The organism is Hoylesella loescheii DSM 19665 = JCM 12249 = ATCC 15930, from assembly GCF_000378085.1.
Taxonomy (GTDB): domain Bacteria; phylum Bacteroidota; class Bacteroidia; order Bacteroidales; family Bacteroidaceae; genus Prevotella; species Prevotella loescheii.
Genome location: NZ_KB899215.1, coordinates 172,593 through 197,668, shown reverse-complemented (window position 1 = coordinate 197,668; position 25,076 = coordinate 172,593). Strand labels below are relative to the sequence as shown.

Annotated in this window: 17 protein-coding genes and 1 pseudogene; 8 read left to right on the top strand and 10 right to left on the bottom strand. The window is 46.0% G+C overall.

Annotation, left to right across the window (positions count from 1 at the left end; genetic code table 11):
* The 3 genes from F453_RS0108335 to surE form a co-directional block, all read right to left on the bottom strand.
* Nucleotides 1–243: hypothetical protein (locus tag F453_RS0108335; protein WP_018967610.1), on the bottom strand; the 243-nt coding region annotated here is incomplete at its 3' end.
* A 194-nt stretch (nt 244–437) separates the two neighbouring features.
* On the bottom strand, nt 438–1,589 hold the full coding sequence (gene lpxB, locus F453_RS0108330) for a lipid-A-disaccharide synthase (RefSeq protein ID WP_018967609.1): 1,152 nt from the start codon (nt 1,587–1,589) through the stop codon (nt 438–440).
* Nucleotides 1,590–1,970: 381 nt separating this feature from the next.
* On the bottom strand, nt 1,971–2,747 hold the full coding sequence (gene surE / locus F453_RS0108325; RefSeq protein ID WP_018967608.1) for a 5'/3'-nucleotidase SurE: 777 nt from the start codon (nt 2,745–2,747) through the stop codon (nt 1,971–1,973).
* Between the two features lie 304 nt (nt 2,748–3,051).
* Between surE and F453_RS0108320 the strand changes: the two genes are divergently transcribed.
* The 6 genes from F453_RS0108320 (at nt 3,052) to cls (ending at nt 14,185) form a co-directional block, all read left to right on the top strand.
* Nucleotides 3,052–3,816: a ParA family protein gene (locus tag F453_RS0108320; RefSeq protein WP_025789970.1), complete on the top strand. Its 765-nt coding sequence runs from the start codon at nt 3,052–3,054 to the stop codon at nt 3,814–3,816.
* A gap of 329 nt (nt 3,817–4,145) precedes the next feature.
* Entirely contained in the window at nt 4,146–5,039 is an 894-nt protein-coding gene (locus F453_RS0108315; RefSeq protein WP_009235140.1) for a ParB/RepB/Spo0J family partition protein, read from the top strand.
* Between the two features lie 16 nt (nt 5,040–5,055).
* A complete protein-coding gene (locus tag F453_RS0108310) occupies nt 5,056–5,790 on the top strand; it encodes a DUF5683 domain-containing protein (RefSeq protein ID WP_018967605.1) in 735 nt (244 codons plus the stop codon).
* Between the two features lie 62 nt (nt 5,791–5,852).
* Nucleotides 5,853–7,214: a lytic transglycosylase domain-containing protein gene (locus F453_RS0108305; RefSeq protein WP_025789969.1), complete on the top strand. Its 1,362-nt coding sequence runs from the start codon at nt 5,853–5,855 to the stop codon at nt 7,212–7,214.
* Nucleotides 7,215–7,515: 301 nt separating this feature from the next.
* Nucleotides 7,516–9,789: a RelA/SpoT family protein gene (locus F453_RS0108300; protein WP_009235136.1), complete on the top strand. Its 2,274-nt coding sequence runs from the start codon at nt 7,516–7,518 to the stop codon at nt 9,787–9,789.
* Between the two features lie 2,971 nt (nt 9,790–12,760).
* Entirely contained in the window at nt 12,761–14,185 is a 1,425-nt protein-coding gene (cls, locus tag F453_RS0108290) for a cardiolipin synthase (protein WP_025789968.1), read from the top strand.
* Nucleotides 14,186–14,242: 57 nt separating this feature from the next.
* Here cls and F453_RS0108285 read toward each other — a convergent pair whose 3' ends face one another.
* Together F453_RS0108285 and F453_RS0108280 are read right to left on the bottom strand one after the other, a co-directional pair.
* Nucleotides 14,243–14,926, bottom strand: coding sequence for a SprT-like domain-containing protein (locus tag F453_RS0108285; RefSeq protein ID WP_018967601.1), 684 nt, complete (start codon nt 14,924–14,926; stop codon nt 14,243–14,245).
* A gap of 55 nt (nt 14,927–14,981) precedes the next feature.
* Entirely contained in the window at nt 14,982–16,076 is a 1,095-nt protein-coding gene (locus F453_RS0108280) for a metallophosphoesterase (protein WP_018967600.1), read from the bottom strand.
* Nucleotides 16,077–16,215: 139 nt separating this feature from the next.
* Between F453_RS0108280 and F453_RS0108275 the strand changes: the two genes are divergently transcribed.
* Both F453_RS0108275 and F453_RS0108270 read left to right on the top strand, forming a co-directional pair.
* Nucleotides 16,216–17,673, top strand: a complete 1,458-nt coding sequence (locus tag F453_RS0108275) for a calycin-like domain-containing protein (RefSeq protein WP_018967599.1) — start codon at nt 16,216–16,218, stop codon at nt 17,671–17,673.
* A 237-nt stretch (nt 17,674–17,910) separates the two neighbouring features.
* Complete coding sequence (locus tag F453_RS0108270) at nt 17,911–19,083, top strand: SGNH/GDSL hydrolase family protein (RefSeq protein WP_018967598.1); 1,173 nt, start codon at nt 17,911–17,913, stop codon at nt 19,081–19,083.
* Nucleotides 19,084–19,603: 520 nt separating this feature from the next.
* Here F453_RS0108270 and F453_RS16225 read toward each other — a convergent pair.
* From F453_RS16225 to F453_RS0108250, 5 genes and pseudogenes are all read right to left on the bottom strand, one after another.
* Nucleotides 19,604–19,831: pseudogene (locus F453_RS16225) on the bottom strand (hypothetical protein).
* A 1,033-nt stretch (nt 19,832–20,864) separates the two neighbouring features.
* Nucleotides 20,865–22,847, bottom strand: coding sequence for a DNA primase (gene dnaG, locus F453_RS0108265; RefSeq protein WP_018967597.1), 1,983 nt, complete (start codon nt 22,845–22,847; stop codon nt 20,865–20,867).
* Nucleotides 22,848–23,078: 231 nt separating this feature from the next.
* Nucleotides 23,079–23,501, bottom strand: a complete 423-nt coding sequence (locus tag F453_RS0108260; protein WP_025789966.1) for a hypothetical protein — start codon at nt 23,499–23,501, stop codon at nt 23,079–23,081.
* 280 nt (nt 23,502–23,781) lie between these two features.
* Nucleotides 23,782–24,405: a uridine kinase gene (udk, locus tag F453_RS0108255; RefSeq protein ID WP_018967595.1), complete on the bottom strand. Its 624-nt coding sequence runs from the start codon at nt 24,403–24,405 to the stop codon at nt 23,782–23,784.
* Nucleotides 24,406–24,475: 70 nt separating this feature from the next.
* On the bottom strand, nt 24,476–25,051 hold the full coding sequence (locus tag F453_RS0108250; protein WP_018967594.1) for a uracil-DNA glycosylase family protein: 576 nt from the start codon (nt 25,049–25,051) through the stop codon (nt 24,476–24,478).
* Between the last annotated feature and the right edge of the window lie 25 nt (nt 25,052–25,076).

Genomic DNA, 25,076 nt, shown 5'->3' with positions numbered 1-25,076 from the left:
CTCGACGTGTGCCTTGCGCTCTTTGGCAAGCAAGGCCTGAAGCTCCTCCACTGTGGTGGGAATATTCTCTTTCTTCATCAGCTCCTGTATTGAGGACAAGTCGGGATTGCCATACTCCCGACAAAAATTGAGGAATGTGGTATAGGGCACACCGCAACTTAACGCAAAGCTGCGGGCATCCATACCGCTCGTGATGTACTTACTTAATAACAGAATTTTCTCCGTTTCATTGTACTTTACCATGTTTTTTTACTTTTTTTTGTTTGAGGTAAAGTGTCAACTTATTTAGTACACTACAGTCGGTAGCGAAACGGACACAAATTAAGCCCATTCCATTAGTAAGGCTTAGGCGTATCAACTGGAGTTTATCTTACAAGCATAACCAACATATATGCCTCATTACAAAACATTTATGAAAAGTCCAACAACACCATTTCTTATTTCGTATCAACACCTTTCAACAGGCCATACATCAGCTTGGCAGCGTTGTCGGGTGCCACATCGTTGCCCAGCACCTTTTGCAAAAGGGCATAATTGTTAAGCATTTCTTGGCGTGCTTCACCTCCAGGCAAGAGTGTTTGCAGACAGTGGGAAATGTTGTCTATGGTAAATCGGTCGGCAAACAGTTCGCTAACCACCTCCTTATTCATAATGAGATTTACCAGCGAGATATATTCCACCTTAATGATATGGTTGAAGGCAAAGCGAATGAGGCGTGGAACAGGCGTTTTATAACACACCACTTGTGGTACGTTAAACAAAGCCGTTTCGAGCGTTGCCGTACCACTTGTTACCAAAGCTGCTGTTGCATGAGCCAACAACGGATAAGTCTGGTTTTTCACCAGTTGCATTTGCGACCCACGTATAAAACCCTCGTAATACTCATCAGCAATGGAAGGCGCACCTGCCAACACGGCTTGATACTGCGGGAAACGTGCTGCCACCTGCATCATAGCAGGCAAATTGTCTTTTATTTCCTGCCTTCTGCTACCTGCCAATAGTGCCAATATGGGCTTATCCACCTGCAATGCGTTTGCCTTGCAAAACTGTTCGAAGCTTTCATTATAAGTAGACAGGAAACCGCGAACCTCATCGGCCGTTGGATTTCCTACGTAATGGATGGGGTAACGATGCTTTTTCTCAAAAAAGTTTACCTCGAAAGGTAAGATGGAAAAAAGCTCGTCAACATCGCGTTTGATGTTTTTGATGCGATATTCTTTCCATGCCCAAATCTTAGGCGAAATATAATAATATACAGGGATATGGGTTTTCGACTTCAAAAACTTGGCGATATTGAGGTTAAAGCCAGGATAATCCACCAATATAACCACATCAGGCGCCCACTCCACAATGTCTTTTTTGCAAAAAGCCATATTGCGGAAAATGGTACGCAGATGAAGCAACACAGGGATAAAACCCATGTATGCCAATTCTTTAAAATGTTTTACGCGCGTTCCGCCAACGGCCGTCATAAGGTCGCCACCCAAAAAACGGAACTCGGCCGCAGGGTCTACAGCCTGTAACGAACGCATAAGATGCGAGGCATGGAGGTCGCCCGAGGCCTCGCCTACAATGAGATAATAACGCATAATCTAGAAAGGTGAAAAGGCACTTAAAGGTGAAATGACATTTAAAAGTGAAAGGGTGAAAAAGTGAAAAGGTGAAAAAATGGCTGCGCATATTAACTTGTCGTCTCGTTCTTTTACCAGCTTGTCAACTTGTTAACTTGTCTACTCGTTAACTTGTCCACCTGTCTACTCGCCTACTTGCCTACTTGTTAACTTGTTAACTTATGAACAAATAAACTTAAAAACTCACAAGCGTCTGGCTTAACTCCTTTACTTCAGACCTTCCCCACTTACAACTTAGCACTTACTACTTACTTCTTACCACTTACTACTTACTTTTTACCACTTACTACTAACTTTTTATCACTTACTACTTACTTCTTATCACTTACTACTTACCACTTACAACTCCTCTTCCCATGCCTTCATACGTTGCAACGAGTCGTAACAAGTAACGTCTATCCGTGTGGGAACGATGGCCACATAACCGTTTTTTAAAGCCCAGTGGTCGGTATCTTGCGCCTCTGGCTCATCACTTTGAAAATATCCAGCCATCCAAAAGTAGTCGTAACCATGGGGATGGGTTCGTTTTTCGCATTCGTTCACCCACGTCCCTCTATTCATCCGACACATCTTTACCCCCTTAAACGTCGGCGTGCGTGGGAAATTCACGTTCAGGCATACGTCTTTGGGTAAGCCTTCGGTCAGCACACGCTCCACAATACTGCGAACGTATGGCCGCAAAGGCTCAAAATCAGCATCTTCATCAGGGTCGGCAAGCGAGAAACCTACTGAGGGTAAACCCTTCAAACAGCCCTCGATAACCACGCCCATTGTTCCTGAATAGTGGACGTTTACGGCCGCATTGTCGCCATGGTTTATACCCGAGAGAATGAGATCGGGTTGTCGTTCGACAAACAACTCACTGAAAGCGAGTTTCACGCAATCAACGGGCGTGCCATTGCTCGACCATACTTGCGCACCTGCCACATCCTTTCGCCGTTTAAGCAGTAAGGGATTAGCCACCGAAAAGGCACCGGCAAACCCCGAACGCCCTGCATCGGGAGCACAAACCACCACCTCGGCAAAGTCGGTGAGCATGCCCACCAACGACCGCAAGCCCTTGGCATGATAGCCATCATCGTTAGATACTAATATAAGCGGTTTCTTTACTTCCATCTTTCTCCTTATTTTCGTTTACCAATTTGTTATCCAAGCATTTGCGAAAGGCCAGCATTTGAGTACAATCGTGCACTTAAAACCAAGGCCATCAAGCCCTTCTCGAGCGTTCGTTTGCCTTTTCTGAAAAGCTAACAAGCAAATCTTAGTCAATACATGGAAATGTATTTGCAATCCACGCCCATAACGCCAAGAGAGCCTGAATATTTACATGCAAAAGTACGAAAAAAGCTTTAATATAGTGCTTTTTCATGTAAAATATGTATCTTTGCATTCTATTAAAAACAACCAGGAAAAAAAGGTTATGGGAAAAATTATTGCATTAGCTAATCAAAAGGGTGGCGTGGGGAAGACAACCACAACAATCAACCTCGCCGCTTCATTGGCTACATTAGAAAAAAGCGTGTTGGTGGTAGACGCCGACCCGCAAGCGAACTCTTCAAGCGGACTTGGAGTGGACCTAAACGATGTAGAATGCTCGCTATATGAATGCATTATAGACCATGCTGACATTCGCGACGCAATCTACACCACAGACATCGACGGTCTGGACATCATCCCTAGCCATATCAACCTTGTAGGTGCAGAGATTGAACTGCTCAACATCGAAAACCGTGAACGCGTATTTAAAACATTGCTCGACGGCATCAAGGGAGACTATGACTACATACTCATCGACTGTTCGCCGTCGTTAGGACTTATCACCGTGAACGCCCTTACCGCGGCCGACTCGGTTATTATCCCCGTGCAGTGTGAATACTTCGCGCTTGAAGGCATCAGTAAGTTGCTCAACACCATCAAAATCATCAAGAGCAAACTAAATCCGAAGTTGGAGATTGAGGGTTTCTTGCTCACGATGTACGACAGCCGCCTGCGTTTGGCCAACCAAATCTACGACGAGGTGAAGCGCCATTTCCAGGAGTTGGTTTTCAAAACGGTGATACAGCGTAACGTTAAGCTGAGCGAAAGTCCTAGTCACGGTTTGCCTGTTATTCTCTACGACGCAGAGTCGACAGGTAGTAAGAACCACTTGGCACTGGCTAAGGAGATTGTAGAAAAGGGCAATTAACCCGTCACGAAGTCGCTTAGGCTACGCCACTAACACAACAACCAAAGCGGGGTTTGCGCCCAAAAAGGTAACACGAACGTCGCACAAGGTTGGTAAAAGGCACACTGTCCAGCAAGAAAAGCAAGGCCAATGTGCCACAAGAGGAAATCGGAACATGACATGCCTCACACCAACTGCCCCACAAAAGGGGACTAAACAATGAGGCAAACATATTGTCAACAACTATTTGAACACTGCTGATAAGCCCGACGAGTCCTGCCAAGCAGGTTCGTTCTGTTTGCAAACTCGTCGACTTGTCTATGTGTCAACCTATAAACGAACGTTTCTATATGGCAGTACATAAGAAATTCAACGCCTTAGGCAGAGGGCTCGACGCACTGATCTCTACCGAGAACGTGCGCCCGCAAGGTAGCTCTACCATCAACGAAATTCCCCTGGAACAGATTGAAGCCAACCCCAATCAGCCCCGACGGGAATTTGATGAAGACGCTTTACGAGAACTCGCCAACAGCATTAACGAGATTGGCATCATCCAACCCATCACCCTACGACAGGTTGCGGAGAACAAATTCCAAATCATCGCAGGTGAAAGGCGTTGGCGTGCATCGCAATTGGCAGGTCTGCAAGCCATACCCGCATACATCCGAACAATCAAGGACGAGAGCATTATGGAACTGGCTCTGGTTGAAAACATCCAGCGCGAAGACCTTAACGCCATCGAAATAGCCTTGGCCTATGAACATCTGCTCTCAGCCGAGGGCATGACTCAGGAACGGGTTTCAGAACGGGTGGGCAAAAGTCGCACAGCCATTACCAACTATCTGCGCCTGCTTAAACTTCCCGCACAGGTGCAAATGGCCCTGCAAAAGAAAGAAATAGACATGGGACATGCCCGTGCACTGTTGGCTATAGACAGTCCGTCGCTGCAAATAAAGCTCTTCCGCGAGATTCAGAAGCACGGATACTCGGTTAGGAAGGTAGAAGAACTGGCTCAAAAGCTAAAGAATGGCGAAGACATTCAAAGCGGAAAGAAAACCATTGCTACCAAAGCGCCGATGTCTGAGGAGGTAAACAAGATACGGCAAAGGCTCTCTGATTGTCTTGATGCCAAAGTACAGATGACCTGCTCGCCCAAAGGCAAGGGGAAAATTAGCATCCCTTTCGCCAACGAAGAAGAGCTTGCACGCATCATGGCTACATTTGACAAACTAAAAGAGCAATAAGCAAAAGGTGATAAAAATGAGCGCGAAGATTTCCAAACTGTTGATGGCTATGGCCTTGCTGTCGCCCTTTGGCAGCATTGCATCCATGGCACAAGGACACTTCGACGCCTCGAAGAAAGCCCAAACACAAGGCGACACGCTCACAACACCGATCGTTGACAGCTTGTTGACAGGAGAAAAAGACAGCCTAACAACAGCCCTTACGCCTACACCACAGAAGCACAAGGAAAAACGAGACTGGAATACATGGCGCCCTAACCCAAAACGCGCGATGTGGCTGGCTATCGTTCTGCCGGGCGCAGGGCAGATATATAACCGCAAATACTGGAAACTGCCACTGGTATATGGCGGTTTTGTTGGCTGCATTTACGCCATGCAATGGAACAACATGATGTTTCGTGACTACTCCAAAGCCTACCAAGACATCATGGACACCGACCCGACGACGCAAAGCTACAACCAGTTTCTACACCTAGGCACAAAAATAACCGACGAGAACAAGGCGCAATACCAAAGCATCTTCAAAAGTCGTAAGGACCGTTATCGCCGTTGGCGCGACCTTAGTTTCTTCTGTCTGCTGGGGGTTTACGCACTTTCCATCGTTGATGCATACGTAGACGCGTCGCTCTCCGAGTTTGACATATCCGACGATCTTACCCTTCGCGTAGAACCTGCCGTGATGAACAGCCCCGCGACAGGCATGGCCTTCAGGCCTTCGGCCATAGGTTTACATTGCAGCCTCACATTCTGAGGCAAACCATAATGCAATGTACGCGCGTACAGAATTGAATAATAAGAACAATGAAATACAGCATGAAAAAATTTGATTTACTGCTAGCCACCGTGATGTTGAGCTGCGCGATGCCCGCATTCGCACAGAAAGACAAAGACGACAAGGAAATCACCGTGACTACAGCAAACGGCAAAAGCGAAGTAATAGACTTGCCAGAGGGCATGACCTACGAACTAGACAGTCTGCTCAAACAATACAATGCGGAGAAATACCTTAGGAATGCAACCGACTGTAACATGCCTAACGTTAACCCCACCTTCCCCAAAGAGGTGTATATCGAAAGGCTTAGCAGGATACCTTCGGTTATCGAGATGCCTTATAACGATGTTGTTCAGAAATTTATCGATCGTTACAGCGGCAGACTACGCCGTTCGGTGAGCTACGTTGTCGGTGCAAGCAACTTCTATATGCCTATCTTCGAAGAGGCACTTGAGGCTTACGGCCTGCCACTCGAACTGAAATACTTACCCGTTATAGAGTCGGCACTCAACCCCAAAGCTGTGTCTAGAGTTGGCGCCACTGGTCTTTGGCAATTCATGCTCGGAACGGGAAAACAATACGGACTAACCGTTAACTCGCTCATTGACGAACGCAGCGACATCGCAAAATCGTCGTTCGCAGCCGCACACTACCTGAGCGACCTCTATCGCATATTCGGTGACTGGAACCTTGTTATTGCCGCATACAACGCTGGGCCTGAAAACATCAACAAAGCCATACACCGTGCCAAAGGCGAAAAGGACTATTGGAAGATCTATCCTTTCCTTCCACAAGAAACAAGGGGATATGTGCCAGCCTTTATCGCAGCCAACTACATCATGAACTATTACTGCGAACACAACATCTGTCCTATGACGGCAACCTTGCCCATAAAGACAGACACGGTAGTTGTTCATCGCGACATACACTTTAACCAATTGGCGGGTGTGCTTGGTATCGATCTCGCTGAGCTCAAAACCCTTAACCCCCAATATCGCAAAGACATCGTGTGTGGTGCTTCATCGCCAGCCACACTCCGTTTACCTGCTAGCATGGTTAACAAGTTCATCGACAAGCAAGAAGAAATATTTGCCTACAACAGCAACGACTTGCTTACCAGAAGGCGAGAAGTGGAAGTGGCAGAGGCTCCAGCATCTTATTCTTCGTCGCGCAGCAGCAGAAGCAGTAGCAAAAAGCATGAGTCGAAAAAAGAAAGACGTAAGCGCGAGAAACGCGAACGGCGTGAACGCAACGAAGGCGGTGGCAAGAGCATTCTTATTAAAGACGGAGATACACTCTCTGAGATTGCAAAACGCAACCACACTACCGTGCAGAAGCTGAAGAAACTGAATAAAATTAGTGGCTCAAGCATTAGAGCGGGAAAGAAGCTTAAAGTGAAATGATGGTGTACCAACGCCTAAACCACACAATATAATTAGGAAAAAGGAGTTCTGTCAGATAAACAACCGATGCCTTGGAAACATGGCTTTCCGGCGTAACAAGTCTGACTGAACTCCTTTCAACGTTACCACTCAAGGCGAACAAGACAACAAAGGGGCACACCCCACCAACAATACAAAACGAAACTTCGGGATAACAGCAAGGTGAACAAGCCATGGCTCAAAACCTCAACACTACGTTTATCCACCCGATTTGCAAACAACGCACAACACATATAGGCTCATTTTCATAACTGGCAGCGATATGACCGACCAAATTACGAGAGATAAAGAAAGAGAACAAGCGGAAGAACAGCTAGTGAACAAGGCTTTCAAGCACTTGCTAGAAACCTACATGGCCTCACCACACCGCAAGAAAGAGGAAATCATCACCAAAGCTTTCAACTTTGCAAGGGAGGCGCATAAGGGTGTGCGTAGACTCTCGGGCGAACCCTATATCATGCACCCCATCGCTGTGGCGCAAATCGCCTGCGAGGAAATGGGTCTGGGTTCTACCAGTATCTGCGCTGCATTGCTGCATGATGTGGTGGAAGATACCGACTACACCGTTGAAGACATCGAGAATATTTTTGGGGCGAAAATCGCCCAAATTGTTGATGGCCTGACTAAGATTTCGGGAGGAATATTCGGCGATAGGGCATCGGCACAAGCCGAAAACTTCAAAAAGCTGCTGTTAACCATGAGCGACGACATACGCGTGATACTGATCAAGATATGCGACCGCCTGCATAACATGCGCACTTTGGAAAGCCAAGCCCCCAACAAACAATACAAAATAGCGGGCGAAACATTGTATATCTATGCCCCATTGGCCAATAGGCTGGGACTAAACAAGATAAAAACCGAGCTGGAAAACCTCAGTTTCAAGTTCGAACACCCAGAAGAATATGCCTCTATCGAAGCTAAGCTAGCCTCGACACAGGAACAACGCGATATCCTTTTCCAACAATTCACCGACCCCATACGGCTGGCACTCGACCAAATGGGTATACAATACGAGATAAAAGCTCGCATCAAGAGCCCCTACTCTATCTGGAACAAGATGCAAAGCAAGCACGTTGCTTTCGAAGAGATTTACGACATCCTAGCCGTACGCATCATTTTCACTCCAAGAAACCGTGAAGAGGAAATCAACGAGAGCTTTAACATCTACGTAAAGATAAGTCAGCTCTACAAATCTCACCCCGACAGACTGCGCGATTGGCTCAATCACCCCAAGGCTAATGGATACCAAGCACTGCACGTAACGCTAATGAGCAAGCAAGGACGTTGGATTGAGGTGCAGATAAGAAGCGACCGAATGAACGAAATTGCAGAACAAGGCTTCGCTGCGCACTGGAAATATAAGGAGGGAGAAGAGGTTACCGAAGATGAAGGCGAACTGAACGACTGGTTGCGAACCATCAAGGAGATTCTGGACGACCCACAACCCGACGCCATGGACTTTCTCGACGCCATCAAACTGAACCTCTTCGCATCCGAGATATTCGTATTTACACCGAAGGGAGAGATAAAGATGTTACCTGCAGGATGTACCGCACTCGACTTCGCTTTTCAACTGCATACTTTCCTTGGTAGCCATTGTATCGGCGCAAAGGTTAACCACAGACTCGTTCCACTTAGTCACCGGTTGCAAAGTGGCGACCAAGTGGAAATTCTAACGTCCAAATCGCAACACGTCGATCCCTCGTGGATTAACTTCGTTTCTACTGCCAAGGCACGTGGAAAGATACAAGCCATACTCAGGCGAGCAAATCGCGAGCTGCAAAAACAAGGTGAAAACATCCTAAAAGAATGGCTTGCCAAACACAACTTGGAGCAAACGACCTCCATATTAGATAAACTTTGTGAGCTGCACGAACTGCAAAAGCCCGAAGAACTGTTCCAACATCTTGGCGACAGAACGGTTATTCTGGGTGAAAAAGACCTAGACGAAATCCTAGGCAAGAAGAAAAACAACGTTGGTTTTAGTTGGCTGAAGCGCATGCCCTTTATGGGACGCGAGAAACGTCGCAACAAAACGGAGAAAGAAACGCAAGACTTACTTGTCGTAGACAAAGACTTCAACAAAAAGTTGCCCTGCATCATCACCGAGACATCGATAGAACGCTACATATTTCCTTCGTGTTGCCACCCCATTCCAGGTGACGACATTCTGGGATATATTGACAACAAGGGGCGCATCGAAATCCACAAGCGTGCCTGTCCTGTAGCCAATCGCCTCAAATCAAGCTATGGCAATCGTATTCTCGATGCTAAATGGGACATGCATGGCAAAATGCTCTTCGATGCAACAATAGAAATTCGCGGTATTGATCGCCATGGTTTGCTGCGCGATGTGGCCGAAGTCATTTCTGGCCAGCTAAATATCGACATGCGCAAACTTGTTATTTCGGGCGACGATGGCGTATTTGACGGCACCATCGAATTACGGGTTCACGACAGGAACGAAACACAAGGGATTATCGACAAACTAAAAGACATCGACGGCATTCATGAGGTTCAGCGCATTATATAAGCGGTCTGCACACACAAATCAGAAATAAAACACTACTGCTACGCTAACAAACCCGCAACCATAGTTTACTTGTGAGGGACGTTATTGACTACATACGAGCGTAAAGCGCTACACAACAGACATATAGAGTTTAGTGCAACGTTCCACTCAAGAGCTTTACTTTAAGGTCGTTTGCTAGCAAAATGACGGTTCAAGGTCAAGAAGAAACGCCACATACCCATGTAGTTTCTTCGTTCCAGTCCCTTAAACGGCAAACAAGAAAAAGACCGCTGAGACATCTCGTCGCAGCGGTCTTCTGTGTTCTCGTGGTTATTTGGATTATGTATGTGTTTCCTGTCCGCACCTTAGAGAGTTTAAATGTAGGTACAGCTTAATCCAACATGCCCCGCTGGACAGTGGAAGATGCGAACAGTTCCAGAAAGACATCAGTCCCAATACGCATTTTATAGGACGTGTCTTCTAAAAAATCAGTTTTCTTAAATCATTCTTTGTTACCATCACAGACTTTCACAAGCCCAATTTTCCATTTTACACAAATGGTTTGTGTTAGGATACAAGCACTCAAAGCACTTTCTCCCTATATTTCTTACGTTTCTGTATAACAATGTATTTTGTTATAGATCGTTACACCGTCAATGGTTAGATTTCACTGCTTTGTGGTTTAGTTACTAATCAAGGGATAGGTATTCCACCTTCGTTTCCACCAACTTCACTTGGGTTTTCAACGTCACCACCATGGTCACCGCCACTACCACCCTTTCCAATCGTGTGGCCAAGCAGTATACTCTCTATTCCATTATGAATCACTTCAACGCTAGAGCTGGTATATTCCCAGACATATTTTCAATCTTTTTCATATTCCACTACATTCATTGGTATGCACTTCGAGTTGTTTTTCCGCGAGTCAAAGGTTGGCAGGCAGAGCAACTTCATTAGGAAGACACAGCCTTGATTGTTCATTTACCCATTCTCTTCTCTCTATAAGAAGAGGCGAACAACGGCTCATTCACCCGAATCATCGAGCGAAAACAATGTGTGGATATGATGAGAGAGGCAAACTTTACGATCGAACAGTCCAACAATAGGGGAAGTGTTCATCTCCATTGAATTCCTTCGTTTTTAAACAACCTGCACACGAATAAACTTATTATGCTCCATCATCCTTGGTTGAAAGGAGGTTTTCTACCCCAACTATTCAAGTCAAAATAATGAGTCTTTAAATTCAGTATCGTGTATCAGGCTTAACGGTAGGAACCTTGTTTCATCTAATCATTCTCTCTCTTATTCGTTTATTTCGTTTTCTTAAAACGTCAACTTCTCCACTTTGTGCTCACGTTTACACAATAAGCACCTTTGCTGTTAAGTACGACCGTTTGCCTTCTTCATGTTTCTTGTAAGAGCTTTATGTTTTCATGATCACTTAAACATCATGTTTTCATGTCCTATAATCCAGCAGAGAGAAACAAAGTCACTACTGAACATTTTATACATATTATATGTTATCATGTATAGAAAATTTACGCTCTCTATCTCCGACATTCGTTCTCCTACGCTTAGGGGTCGCCGAATAACGTCTAGTAAGGAATGTTTGTATATAAGGTTTTATAATACGATCATTTCAAACTAACGTATGGCAAAGTTAGAAATTAATCTTTAACGACGCAAGAAAAATGTAAATAAAATACTCAAATATGCTAAACAACATAAAACAATACACATTAAGTTCGTTTTACAAACATTATATTTCGTAAATAGAAAAAAGCATGGACGAATTAACTTAGACTCGTCCATGCCCAAAGGTCAGTAGACATTCCTCTCAACAAACAGTTATGCAAGGTAGCAATGCCTCTTGCGCCACCTCACAAGTATCACCATTAGTTGTTGCCTACCACACCTTCTTTTCTCTCTTTTTCTCTCATATAGTTCATTTTACTCAAACAAGAACTGCATTTTGACTTCAAGGGTTCGCTTATTGCCCTTTCAAAATCACGCTTTCTCACTTCAGCAATGTAGCCATAAGCCCTACCCTACCTTTTCTCTACACGTCGGATTCCTATTGGGAAAACCACTTCGAGAGAGTAGGTCATGGCACATCACCTTGTTTCTTATACCAAACAACACAAAACTAGCTTATCCGACTTTTCTTTGGCATTTATTATCAAGTTTACTCTTTAAGTCTTCTGATTCGACACAAGGGCATTTTATCAGTTCGGGCACTAATGCCTTCACACTTTTATCTGGCTGCTTACGTTTTCTTTCCATCTTTCTCGAAAAGTGCGTTCACTCACCACGATACAACCAAGCAAACGTATTTGCCCGCCCCATGTCTAACGAAATTGTCGCTATATATATAATGTGTAGTTCAGGTATTCTCATGCTTTTTCATGGATTCACATTCCTTTTAGCATTCCTTCGGTTGTTGCCTGGATACCTTCTGCAGTCAAAACATCTCACGATGTATCGTCAACACGTATTACGTAAGAACGATTTGTTGCCATATTCGAAATGCTTATTCTCGAAACAGACACATCGCCTTACTTTCACCCTATTAGTTGTTTACTTCTTCATATCGTTTGCAAAGTTAATAAAAAGGTAAATAATAACGAAGCAAAACGTAATATTTTTTGAACAAAACCAGAAAGTATCCTCAACATTTCAAATAAAGAGCAATGATTATGAGAAAAAGAATGTCTTCCCTATGTTCACAAAGCCGAACAGTAACTCCATATATAAATAGTGGCAGAGATGTACATTTATGTGTCGTTTGTTTTGTAGTTATAAAAACAATGTGTATTTTTGTGCATACGGAAAGAAAAGGAAAGCGGTATAAACCAAAAGATACAGATAGCGTCCACACAGCCAACGCTTGTCAGAGATGTGGCTAAACAGGTCGAGAATACTGCACAACAAGACCTCCCCACACAAAAAAGACAAAAGCCGCATAATAGCAAAAGTAGCAACAAACGTGCCTATGCAATATGTCTACAACGCCATAATCGCCCTTTACATCATCATCACCATGGGTGTGATGGTGCGTGTTTTGATGGACCATAGGCAGCCGGCAAAGACTATGGCATGGCTTCTTGTGCTCACGTTTGTACCTGTTGTGGGCATTGTTTTTTATTTTTTCTTTGGACAAAACACACGTAAGGAACGCCTCATCAGTCAGCGAAGCATGGACAGGCTCACCAAACGCAGCATGCTGGAATATGCCGAACAGGGCGAGCTGCAATTACCCGACGCCCACAAGGAATTGATAAACCTCTTCACCAACCTAAGTCTGGCCCTACCCTACAAAGATAACGAGGTGGAGATATTCACCTCGGGGCACGATTTTTTCCTCGACTTGCTTGCCGAAATTGGTCAAGCGCAGCATCATATACACCTGGGCACATATATTATTGAAGACGATGCGCTGGGCAGACTTGTTGCCGATGCGCTCATAGACAAGGCACAGCAAGGTATAGAGGTACGACTGATATACGACGATGTGGGCTGTTGGAGTGTAGGTAGTGCGTTTTTCGACCGCATGACTCGTGGTGGCGTGCAGGTTCAGTCGTTCATGCCTGTGCGGTTCCCCATGTTCACCAGCAAGATGAACTACCGTAACCACCGCAAACTCTGCATTATCGACGGACGAACGGGTTACATTGGCGGAATGAATGTAGCCTTACGGTATGTGAAGGGCACGCGTAAACAAGAGTGGCGCGATACCCATATACGTCTTCGAGGTGGTGCCGTGTATGGCATTCAACGTGCTTTCTTGGTGGATTGGTACTTTATGGCGCGCACGCTTATCACCGACAAGGTGTACTACCCCGTACTTTCGCCCAACATTCGCAACAATTGCATCGCGCAAGTAGTAACAAGCAGTCCCGTGTCGCCATGGCCCGACATCATGCAAGGCTATATGCGCATACTGCTCGAAGCTAAGAAATACGTATATATGACCTCGCCTTACTTCCTGCCAACAGAGCCAATACTTTTCGCGATGCGAACTGCACGGCAGGCAGGAGTGGACATTCGCCTGATGCTACCTGCCCGAACCGACTCCAAAATCATTGAGTGGGCGGGCCGTTCCTATGTGCAAGCGGCCTTAGAAGCTGGTGTTATGATTTGTTTTTATTGTGCCGGCTTCAACCACAGCAAGCTATTGGTGTGCGACGACAGCCTTTGCAGCTGCGGTTCTACTAATGTAGACTTCCGAAGTTTCGAAAATAACTTTGAGGCTAACGTGTTTTTGTACGACAGGGAAATGGCTTTGAGGATGAAAGAGGTGTTCTTGGCCGACGAAGAAGAGTGTATCGTGCTAGACAGTCCCGACATTTTTGCCCATCGTCCTTTCCTCGCTCGCCTGTGGGAATCGCTCATCCGACTACTTTCACCTCTTCTCTAAGGCAAGCTCTAAAAGTCCTCTATCCCGCCCCAAGTTTCCTCTATGCGTATAATAAGGTTATTGAGGAATATCCAAATGCTGCATCTTTTTCAGCATCTCATTAAAAAAGTCGGGCGCTACCTCCACTCCGCGCAGCGTTCTTACCCGTGGATAGTTGCTAAAGTACACATCACTTGACACGTACCAGCCATAGCTTTCCAACTGCTTTACTCGTTTTATCTGCTGGTTAAGCGTACGAAAGCTGTTTGGCGAAACCACCGATAGCAGTCTTTTACCTGAGCAAAGTGATAAGGCCAGCACTAGATATTCGCGCCGTGGAATATTCTCTTGCGCCATCTGCAACGCCTTTCCGTTTTCAGAAACCTTCATATTCCAGCCGTGTTCGCTATTTAGCCAGTTCATCATCTTCCTAAAAACTTCACCATGCGGACCAGTATCTTGAATGTTATTATACGCTATATAATAATGAATCATCTCGTGCAACAACACGTTTTTAAATTCGTTCTCACCCTGCTCAAACAAAATACTCACGTGTATAGCATGGTCGTATGTCTCTACTCGTCCCATTCTCATCCGCCTTTTAAAGCGCATCGAGCCCAATTGCCTTCTCGAACGTGAAAGCGCAAGACGTGGCTGTGGCAGCTTACCCTCGAAATAATTGCGGTTAAACTCACCGAACCATGTCGTTAGATGTTCTTTTGTTAGCTTAAACTTGTTTATCATCTGTAGTTTGATCAGCATCTGCAAGGCAACGTTTGCGATTCGCGCGCCCTGCCCAATGAAACATTATCGGCCCTTAAAAGCTTCTCGTTATCTTGGCCACGAGATACTCGCTACGTGTGCCAATTCTGAACTTACCGCCCCAAATACCGATGCCGCTAGTAACGAAATAACGTGTGTTGCCTTTCGTCAGCGGTCCGTATGCGTCTTCGTACATGGCGTCTTCAATCCATGATATAGGCCAAACCTGCCCGTAATGGGTATGACCGCTAAGCTGAAAATCCACCCCTGCGCGTTGCGCTTCTTCCAAATGGTAGGGTTGATGGTCTAGCAAGATGGTGTATTTTGACGGATCGGCCTTGCCCATCAACGACTTCAACGTAGCCCTTCGGCCGTTGGTTCGATCGTCGCGACCCACAATATTAAGGTCCATCACCTGCACAACGCTGTCGCGCAACAGGTTAATGTTGGCATCGCGATAGAACTTTTCGGCCCTTGCTTCGTTACTATAATATTCGTGATTGCCCAAACAGGCATATATGGGGGCCTTTATTCGGCGGAATTCTTCGGCTACTTTCTCCTCCAACAATGGTCGCACGCTGATATCGATGATATCGCCAGCAATGAGCACAAGGTGCGGACGTTCGGCGTTAATCAAGTTAACCCAACGTGCAAACTCTGCCCTGCGGTTGTGATACCCCAAGTGCAGGTCGGAAATCATCACCACTTTCAAAGGCTTGTCCAAGTGTTTGGAGGTGTTTAGGTGCAGGTCTTGGCGCACCTTATTATTATAATGAATGTTGCCATACACAAACACGGCCAACAATATGCCCAGCACGGTGAGCGTACCAGACAAGCTGTTATACAAGAATTGTTTGGGAACGAGATGCGCAAGGCGGCCTAAATCGAGCAAGAGAAAGAGCATCACGGCATAGAGCAACACGAAAACCGATGACGTTCCTAATTCGTATATGGCCGTGGCGAGGGTCATGGGCATCTTATCTAGTCCTGCACCAAAGCCCACAACAAGCGAGATGAAGCCCAATGAGAGCAACACCAACAGGATGATTTTCAGCCAATTGTTCAGCGGAACGATGTTCCAAACGTGCCAAAACACATAAACATGCCCAACAATAGGGATAAGCAAAAACAATAACATTCCTAGTTTCATACCGCGAAGTTACGTAAAATATGCCACATTAAACATTTATTCTTGTTTAAAGAATATGTCATATCAAAAAAAATTATTAGCTTTGCAACTTGTTTAACAGGGTGTACTCCATCGCGTTCACCATAATTTCAGTAATAGTATGAAAAGATTTTTTACAGCATTATTCGTTGTCTTAGGTACAGTTACTACATTTGCCAAAACCTATACGGGTAAACTCGTGGTTACAGTAAATGGCGAAGTTCTAAGCAACAAGACAGCTTCCATCGACGTAGACCAACAGGGAGATGGAACTTACAAACTCTCTTTGACTAATTTTACGATTAGTGTAGGCGGCCAAGAACTCAACGTTGGCACCATCAACATCCCCGCCACACCCTACACTCTCGGCAATACGCGCCTGCTTCAAGCCAACAGAGGCGTACAAATAGAGAAGTTGGGAACTGTGCCCATCAACCTTCTTGCGCAAGAAAATGCCGACAATCTGCATGCAAACATCGACATTAACTTTAATGGAATGCCCATTAAGGTGTTGTTCGGTGAAGGCTATCAAGTGCCTAACAGTAACTTTGAGAACTTCGGTACAAGCAAAGAGCCAAACCGCTGGCACTCGTTCCAAAGCGTTACGGGCTCGTTTGCAAGCTCCGCAAAGACTGATGCAGCCATTAGTAGCGACCAAACACGCCCTGGTTCAACAGGTAAAAGCTGCGTATTAATTAAGTCGAGAAAGATAGACTTTTGGGTTTTCAGCGTTATTGCCAACGGAACATTGACAACAGGCAGACTGAATGCAGGTTCATCATCGGCTTCCAACGCCAAGAACAACTCGTTCCTCGACCTCGCCAATAAGGACAAAGACGGCAATGGTGACCCATTCTACACCAAATTAAGTGGCCGTCCCGACAGCCTTTCTTTGTGGGTGAAGTTCAAACAAGGCAAACCTTCTGCCAAACATCCATACGCAACAGCCAAGGCAGTGATTACAGACGGAACCTACTATCAGCTGCCCGAAAACAAGACCTACAACAACAAGATGGCTGAAGCAATTAACAACGAGATTGCCGACACCAAAGGCGAATGGAAACGCCTGTCTATCCCCTTCAACTACGTTAACAACAGCGTTAACCCGAAAGCTATTCTCGTTACGCTTTCTACCAACACCGATGCAGGAGAAGGTAGCGGAAGTGACGAATTGTACGTAGACGACCTCGAACTGGTGTACAACTTTGGCGTTGAAGGCATCAGCATCAAGGGACAAGCGCTTGCAAACTTCGCTGAAAACACCACAGAATACACCCATGCTGCAGGCAATATAGCGGCAGACGACATCACGGTGAAGACCAAAGGACAAGGCATGTTGGTTGCTAAGACCGTTGAAAACGGTAAGGCCACCGTGCTGGTTGCCAGCAACGACCTGAGCAAATATCGCCTCTACACCATCAACGTAACTACGGGCATCGACAACTTGCCCAGCGTTGAAGACAACAAACAAGTAGAAATATACACCCTCGATGGCGTTCGTGTAAACAAGCCCAATCGTAAAGGCGTGTATATCATCAAAGATGCACAAGGCAAAACACGCAAGGTAGTGAAGCAATAAGTATCGAGAAAAGCAGGGCGATGGAGCTTTCTGCATGCGCAATGCCAGCTTAGCCACACTCGCCCACCCCATAAAGGGAACTTTTCTGACACACAACGACATTGCCTGCGGTTGCAACACAACCACAGGCAATGTTTGTTTTTCACACCTTACAATAGGCTTTTCCGAATAAAAAGAAAAGCATCTAACCGCTTTATCGCCAATATTCACAACGTAAACAAAACCTAACTCACCAACATGAACCCCATTTGCAACATCAACACTCCTTATTATATAGGTGCAACAAACACGGCAACTCCAGTACGGCACGCACTTAAATCCATGTTCGCTGCACTCCTTATATTATTCACCACACTCGTTCCAACCTCTGCACTGGCTGCCAACGACACGCAAATAAAAGCCACCACTCCCGAAGTGCAATACATCGGACGCGTAGAACGCAACGCCACGACTGGCACCGTGCGCTACGACTGGGTAGGAACCTATCTGCGAACAGGCTTTACAGGCACCGAGATTGCCGTCTATCTGTCCGACGAAGGCGAAAGCTACCATAACGTTTACGTTGATGGCAAGTGGGTAAAGAAGATTAAGGTGAAAGGCAACACGCCCCAACGTGTTGTGCTGGCCAATGGTTTGAAGGCTGGAAAACACCAATTGGTATTGCAAAAATGCACCGAAGGCGAATATGGATGCACCACGGTGCATGCCTTCCACTTGTCGAAAGGGGGCTCGTTACATGCCGTTCCTGCCCCAAAACGTTTGATCGAAGTGATTGGCGACTCGTACACCTGTGGCTATGGCACTGAAAGCAACAAGGCTACCGACCCCTTTAAACTCGAAACAGAAAACTGCGACAAAGCCTACGCTTGCCTCTTGGCACGCTATTTCGGAGCCGATTATGTGCTAGCAGCCCATTCAGGGCGTGGTATGGTGCGCAATTGGAACGACTCGGTGCAAATATCGAAGGGCAACATGTCGCAACGCTACTTGCAACTGTTCGACCAACACGACACCATCTCTTACGACTTTAAGGCCTATCGCCCTCAATTGGTGCTCATAAATCTTGGTACAAACGACTATTCTACCACCGTTACACCCTCAGTTGAACAGTATGTAGGGACATACGTTAGGCTTATCGAACTTGTTCGCAAGCAATATGGCCCCGTTCCCGTTATCTGTATTCGCCCCCATTCGGCAGGTGCTTACCTCTCTGCAAGCTTTAAGGTGCTGCAACAACGCCTGTCTGCGCATAAAGATGTGCACTTTGCCGAGTTCATGCCAGGCATCATTACGGTGGAAAAAGACCTTGGTGCAAGCTATCATCCCAATTATTCGGGACAGCAAAAGCTCTGCATGACGCTCGTGCCTTTGGTATCGGCGGTGATGGGATGGGAAATAAACGAGAAATGAGTAGTAAAGGGAGGAAGGAGTAAGGAGTAAAGGGAGGAAGTAGTAAGGAGGAAAAGGGGGAAGTAATAAGGAGTAAAGGGAGGAAGGAGTAAGGAGTAAAGGGAGAAAGGAGTAAGGAGGAAAGTAGGAAGTAATAAGGAGTAAAGGGAGGAAGGAGTAAGGAGGAAAAGGGGAAGTAGTAAGGGGTAAAGCAGGAAGTGGTAAGGGATAAAGGAGGAAGTAATAAGAAGTAAAGCAGGAAGTGGTAAGGGATAAAGGAGGAAGAAGCAAGGGACAAAGGGAAAAGCAGAAAGGAGGAAAAGGAGGAAGTAGTAAGAAATATGAGGAAGGGAGTAGCAAGTATCCACGCGAGTTCGGGATAAGAGATGTTCGCTATGTCAACTATCACGTAGCGCTAGTTAGTGAGACAGCTATTCGTTTTTTATCTAATCTTGCTCAACAACGCATCGTATCTTATCCCGAACTCACGTAACGTATGATACTAACTTGGCACGATCTAGGCGATTCGTTCCACAGCCTATCACCGCCACCAACTCACTCTTCCTACCTCCAAACGCCATCTTTCGTTACCCACTCGATAAGCGCTTGTAGTGAGCTTTTTCAGCTCTCGCTTTGGTACAGCTAAGATGGACCCCTATTCCAGATCAGTTGGAACAGTGTTCCAATTCAACTGGAACAGCCGTCCAGATAAAATGGAACAACAGTCCAAAACATGTTTAACACGGCGATTAATGTAATAATGCACCATCGAGGCTTAGCAAGCGCATTTACGGAACGATGAAAATGCGAACCACGGAATGGCTAATTGGCGAGTTTGGGATAAGAAGGCATGCCCCCTGAACAAGATTGGACAGGTAAAGAAATGGCTACCTTGCCAACTAGTTATATGCGACAGGAGGCATAAAGATTGTGTTTTATCCCGAACTCGCGTAAAGCCTTGAAACTGTAAATCGATGAACTTTCTCCCAACATTCCACGAACTTATCACTACCAAGCCACTTGTAGTGGGACTACAAGCACTTTGTAGGGTGGCTACAAGCCGTTTGTAGTGACGCTACAAACCACTTGTAGTGCCACTACAGACCTTTTGTAGTGGCAGTACAAATGGATCTGTACTGCCCATATCAATGTCGGCTGCCGTTCAAAGACATTATAACACGCAAACAAAGGCTTTTTAAACAGGCAACGCGATGCATTCCCGTGCATCGCGTTGTCTCGTTATGGTTTACATAAGAGGTCTTCAATTCCTGATATTTAACCATGCAAAAGCTTTCAAATTACAGTGTACCAAACACTCAGAAATTTAAAAGTTGAAAAGCACACAATCTCAAAACCCCAAAAACTTACGTGAGTTCGGGATAAGAGACGATGCTTTTTGAGCAAGATTAGATAAAAAACGAATGGCTATATCACCAACTACCGCGTAGCGGTTATTCCGTTGGTAGGGCAGGGTTGCGAACGAAGGGAGCTACCCTGTCTTGCAGATGGAATAACAAAGCTAGGCCGAAGGTCTTGGTCTTTTTATGTTTAGCGCATCTGTCGTCTAGTAGATAGACGGATATGCGGGTAAATGCTATTAACGAAGAACATCGTTTTTATCCATTGGTTTCCCCAAACAGATTGTTCAAATGTAAAAAGACCAAGACCTTCGGCCTTGCTTTGCTCACGCACAACTTAGGCAGGGTAGGTCGCCGTTGCTCCCAACCCTGCCCTACCAACAGGCCAACCGCTACGCGGTAGTTGGCATAACGAGTTTCTCTTATCCCAAACTCGCGTAAAAACTATACAATTATCTCGCTGCCCAACCTTCGTGCCAACTCGTTGCGAATTGTCTGCATATCCTTAAATTCGGCCATTAACTGCATCTGCTTTTCGGGTTCGCTGGCAGCTTGAGCAATTTCCGTTTGCAGCGTTTTAAGGCGGTGTTCCACATAATCGAGGCGGAAATCAAGCAACAAATGCACCGTTCGTTGGCGCAGCTCCTCCTCTTTCTCCTTTTCTTTCAGACGTTTTTCCTCCTCGTCTAGCGGGTGAATGGGTTCGGGTTGTTTCAGTTTCAAGTACTGGTAAGGGTCCATACACAGTTCGGTTGCCAGCTTGCTCACCTCTATGTCTTCGTGATGCACAAAATAAGGTTCCGACTTAAAGTCGGGATGGATGCTCCTTTCGGCTGCCTCTTGCAGTATTCGGTTGAACAAGGGATGTTGAAACACCAACTCGTCTTGCATGAAATCGTATTGTATAAACTGCGCTACGGTGAGGTTAAGCAAGTTTCCATTCTCGTCTTCTACATTGCGAAGCACAATTCGTTCGCCATACTTCACCACCTGTTCCACCAACATACGCTCCACCTTAGCCGCCTGTTGCAGGGGCGTAACGGTCTGAATGGTGGGCCTTGGCGTTGCCTCCACTGCCTCTTGAACCGCACGCGATGCCTCCGTAGACCGCCTTTCGCGGCTTTCGCGTATATATCGGTTCATGCTATTGATGAGCGTCGTTTCGGCTACACCCAGTCGTTGTGAACAATCGTGCAAGTAGGTGTCGCGTAAAATTTGGTCGGGAATAACCGACACGCTCTGCACAATAGACGAGATGGCTTCCGAACGGCGCGTGGGATCGGTAACGCCATCAAGCAAAACGCGGGTCTTAAACTGTATGAAGTCGGTTTGATTGTCGGCGATATACTGCCTAAATTCCTCGGCATTGTGCTTCCGAGCGAAGCTGTCGGGGTCGTCGCCATCGGGAAAAAGCAACACCTTGACGTTCATTCCCTCGGCCAACAACATGTCCGTTCCACGCAAGGCGGCATGTATACCTGCTGCATCGCCATCGTAAAGCAAAACGATGTTTGAGGTAAAGCGGTGTAAGGTGTGTATCTGATGCACGCTAAGGGCCGTTCCCGAGTTAGCCACCACGTTCTCAACGCCACACTGATGCATCGAAACGACATCGGTATAGCCCTCCACCATATACACGCAATCTTCTTTGGCAATAGCTTTCTTTCCCTGAAAGATGCCGTATAGTTCGTGGTCTTTATGGTAAATGTCCGAGTCGGGCGAGTTAACATACTTCTGTTGTACACCCTTCGTGCGGGTATCGAGCAACCTTCCGCCAAACCCAACAACCTTTCCGCTTACGCCAAACCATGGAAAAATAACACGGCCTGCAAAGCGATCGACATATCGTCCATCATCGGTGCGATAGCAAAGACCCGTCTTTACCAAGAAGTCTACGTTATATCCCTTGTCGATAGCAGTGCGTGCCAGCAGCTCTCTGTCGTTAAGGTCGAAGCCTAAGCGGAACTTTCGAATAATGTCGTCTCTGAAACCACGGCTTCTAAAATACTGCATGCCGATAGCTTGACCATCTTTGTTGTTGTGCAACGTGTCTTCAAAGTGCTTGGCCGCCCATTCGTTAACGATGAACATGCTCTCGCGTTCGTTCTGTTCGCGTCGTTCGTCGTCGCTTAGTTCGCGTTCCTTAATCTCGATATGATATTTGTTAGCCAACCAGCGAAGGGCCTCGGGGTAGGTCATTTGCTCGTGTTCCATGATGAAACTCACGGGAGTTCCGCCCTTACCACAGCCAAAACAGTGGCAAATGCCACGTGCAGGCGACACCATAAACGAGGGCGTGCGCTCGTTATGAAACGGGCACAATCCCTTATAGTTCGCCCCTGCCTTACGCAGGGTTACAAATTCGGAAACCACATCCACGATGTTGGCCGCCTCTTGTATCTTCTCTATGGTTGCTCTGTCTATCATGTCTCTGTTATATCTGGCTGCAAACGGCCTCAACAGGAACCGCTTTAACCAACCGCGAAGTTATAAAAAAAGATTGAAACGGGCAAGGGCGTGGGGTTAAAGTGATGGTGGCAAAAAACTAACTTGCCGATATATGAGGTACAATACAAACCTATTTACACGAAAACAGGGTGAGGAATATTCCTCACCCTGCCTTATTCTGATGCTGTGCAAAAGATGTTACGGACGTTATTACCAACGACCTACAAACTCTACCTTTTGTCTTAGCTTGTCTATTTCTCCTTGAAGCTTTTCCATTTTCTTTTGTAGCTTTTCAACCTTTTTTTCTTCCTTAGCCACTTTCTTGTTCATCTTATTGGCTTCCTTCAAGATCTTAACCCTATCTTTCGCAGCCTTAGCACTAGCTTCGGGGTTACGTGTACTTAACCCTGTAACCACAGAATTGTTGGCTTCAGCATTAACTGCAGACGCTTTGCTCTTCACCTCTGCCAAGTGAACAACTGCCTTTTCGTATTCCAATTGGGTATTTGTAAGTTGCGTTTGCAACTTCAAAGCTTTCTGTTGGGCTTTCAATTCACTAAATTCTTGACTACTTGCGCAGCCTGTTATCCCAATAGAAAGCATCATGATAGACGCTAGTATAATCTTCTTCATTGCTAAAACTGATTTTTGTTATTGATAAACTCTTTTCTCTAATTATGTTGCAAAGATAGTATAAAAGAAATTAAGAAGCAAGAGATATACGTTAAAAATCAAGCGTCTAACATTTTTTATTGACATAACTCAACAAAAAGGAAGTTTCGATAGCAAATAAGCGAATAATCGCACAAATTGAAAGCGCGAAAAACAAGAGCACTTGCACTTTAATACCAGTTCAAATCAAAGCACACAATCAAAAACGCACTGCCCACCAATACGACTTTACACGAGGGGCTTATTCCACAGGGACAAGACCCTCGATGTAGCTACACAATATGCCAATTCCCTTTTCGTTTTCGCCACCTTGCGGTATAATCAGGTCGGCGTAGCGTTTGGTGGGTTCGATAAACTGCTCGTGCATAGGCTTAAGCACCTCCAAATAACGTTCCACCACCATCGAAACCGTTCGTCCGCGGTCTATGGTGTCGCGCTGAATGTTGCGTATCAGCCGTTCGTCGGGGTCGGCATCAACGAATATTTTCAAGTCCATGATGTCGCGCAGGCGCTTATTAAGCAAGGTCATAATGCCCTCGATGATGATAACGGGCTTAGGTTCTACGTGTATCGTTTCCTTTAAGCGGTTGCAAAGCAGATACGAATAAGTGGGCTGTTCGATGGCAATACCATTGCGTAGGTCGTTAACATGCTTGGCAAGCAGTTTCCAATCGAAGGCGTCGGGATGGTCGAAATTGATGGCATGACGTTCTTCTTCGGTCATCTCCGACGTATCATTGTAATACGAATCGAGTGGCACTACCGCCACATAATGGGGTGGCAGGGCGTTTACAATATTCTTCACCACTGTTGTTTTGCCCGAACCTGTTCCGCCGGCAATACCTATTATCGTTGTCTTTTGCATCGTGTGATATGTTTATTGAGTGGATATGGTTGTCCTTTTTACAATCTTCTCAGCGGCAATAACGCCATTGTTATAAGGCCTCTTCAAACATGGCCTTGTACAATTCAGCCTTCTTTTCCACCTTAAGGGGATAAGCACGCGAAGAGCTAGGCATGCGATAGAGCCGCATTTCGCGACCGTCGGGCTGAAAGCGAAACGTCACATACGACCCTACTTTGGGCTGTTCGGCAATGTTGAAGTGTGCCCTAAGCACATCGGCAGCCAATTGCCCCGTAACCACCACGTTTTTGCAAGCTGGCACTTGCAGCAGTAGCGCATCAAGGTCGGTAGGCTCTACCACTTCGAGGTCTTTGTCGGCAGCCGTTCCCGTGGTACGATTTACAGCCGTTGCCGTGTCGTATAAGCCCACACCCTTTTCGGTAAGAAAGGTCCTTAACTCGTCTAGTTTGAAGGTTTTGTTGGGCTCATCCACGAAGTGGGTTTTGTCGGCAAAGAACACCAAGCCAAAAATGCGCCACATGTCGTTGATGAAGTTGGGGTAAAAGAAGTGCATAGACCACCGCTTTTGCGAAGGTGGAAAACTACCTAACATCAACAGTTTGCAGCCGTTGGGCAAGAAGGGTTTTAAAGGATGGCGTTCTATCATTGTCGTCTAACAAGATGTTTACCGC

What these genes read in the sequence shown, in the direction of transcription:
- F453_RS0108320 (WP_025789970.1), top strand. Translation starts at nt 3,052, where the DNA reads ATGGGAAAAATTATTGCATTAGCTAATCAAAAGGGTGGCGTGGGGAAG.
- lpxB (WP_018967609.1), bottom strand. Translation starts at nt 1,589, where the DNA reads ATGCGTTATTATCTCATTGTAGGCGAGGCCTCGGGCGACCTCCATGCC.
- cls (WP_025789968.1), top strand. Translation starts at nt 12,761, where the DNA reads ATGCAATATGTCTACAACGCCATAATCGCCCTTTACATCATCATCACC.
- F453_RS0108315 (WP_009235140.1), top strand. Translation starts at nt 4,146, where the DNA reads ATGGCAGTACATAAGAAATTCAACGCCTTAGGCAGAGGGCTCGACGCA.
- F453_RS0108300 (WP_009235136.1), top strand. Translation starts at nt 7,516, where the DNA reads ATGACCGACCAAATTACGAGAGATAAAGAAAGAGAACAAGCGGAAGAA.
- F453_RS0108270 (WP_018967598.1), top strand. Translation starts at nt 17,911, where the DNA reads ATGAACCCCATTTGCAACATCAACACTCCTTATTATATAGGTGCAACA.
- F453_RS0108275 (WP_018967599.1), top strand. Translation starts at nt 16,216, where the DNA reads ATGAAAAGATTTTTTACAGCATTATTCGTTGTCTTAGGTACAGTTACT.
- F453_RS0108250 (WP_018967594.1), bottom strand. Translation starts at nt 25,051, where the DNA reads ATGATAGAACGCCATCCTTTAAAACCCTTCTTGCCCAACGGCTGCAAA.
- F453_RS0108310 (WP_018967605.1), top strand. Translation starts at nt 5,056, where the DNA reads ATGAGCGCGAAGATTTCCAAACTGTTGATGGCTATGGCCTTGCTGTCG.
- F453_RS0108280 (WP_018967600.1), bottom strand. Translation starts at nt 16,076, where the DNA reads ATGAAACTAGGAATGTTATTGTTTTTGCTTATCCCTATTGTTGGGCAT.
- F453_RS0108305 (WP_025789969.1), top strand. Translation starts at nt 5,853, where the DNA reads ATGAAAAAATTTGATTTACTGCTAGCCACCGTGATGTTGAGCTGCGCG.
- surE (WP_018967608.1), bottom strand. Translation starts at nt 2,747, where the DNA reads ATGGAAGTAAAGAAACCGCTTATATTAGTATCTAACGATGATGGCTAT.
- dnaG (WP_018967597.1), bottom strand. Translation starts at nt 22,847, where the DNA reads ATGATAGACAGAGCAACCATAGAGAAGATACAAGAGGCGGCCAACATC.
- F453_RS0108260 (WP_025789966.1), bottom strand. Translation starts at nt 23,501, where the DNA reads ATGAAGAAGATTATACTAGCGTCTATCATGATGCTTTCTATTGGGATA.
- udk (WP_018967595.1), bottom strand. Translation starts at nt 24,405, where the DNA reads ATGCAAAAGACAACGATAATAGGTATTGCCGGCGGAACAGGTTCGGGC.
- F453_RS0108285 (WP_018967601.1), bottom strand. Translation starts at nt 14,926, where the DNA reads ATGCTGATCAAACTACAGATGATAAACAAGTTTAAGCTAACAAAAGAA.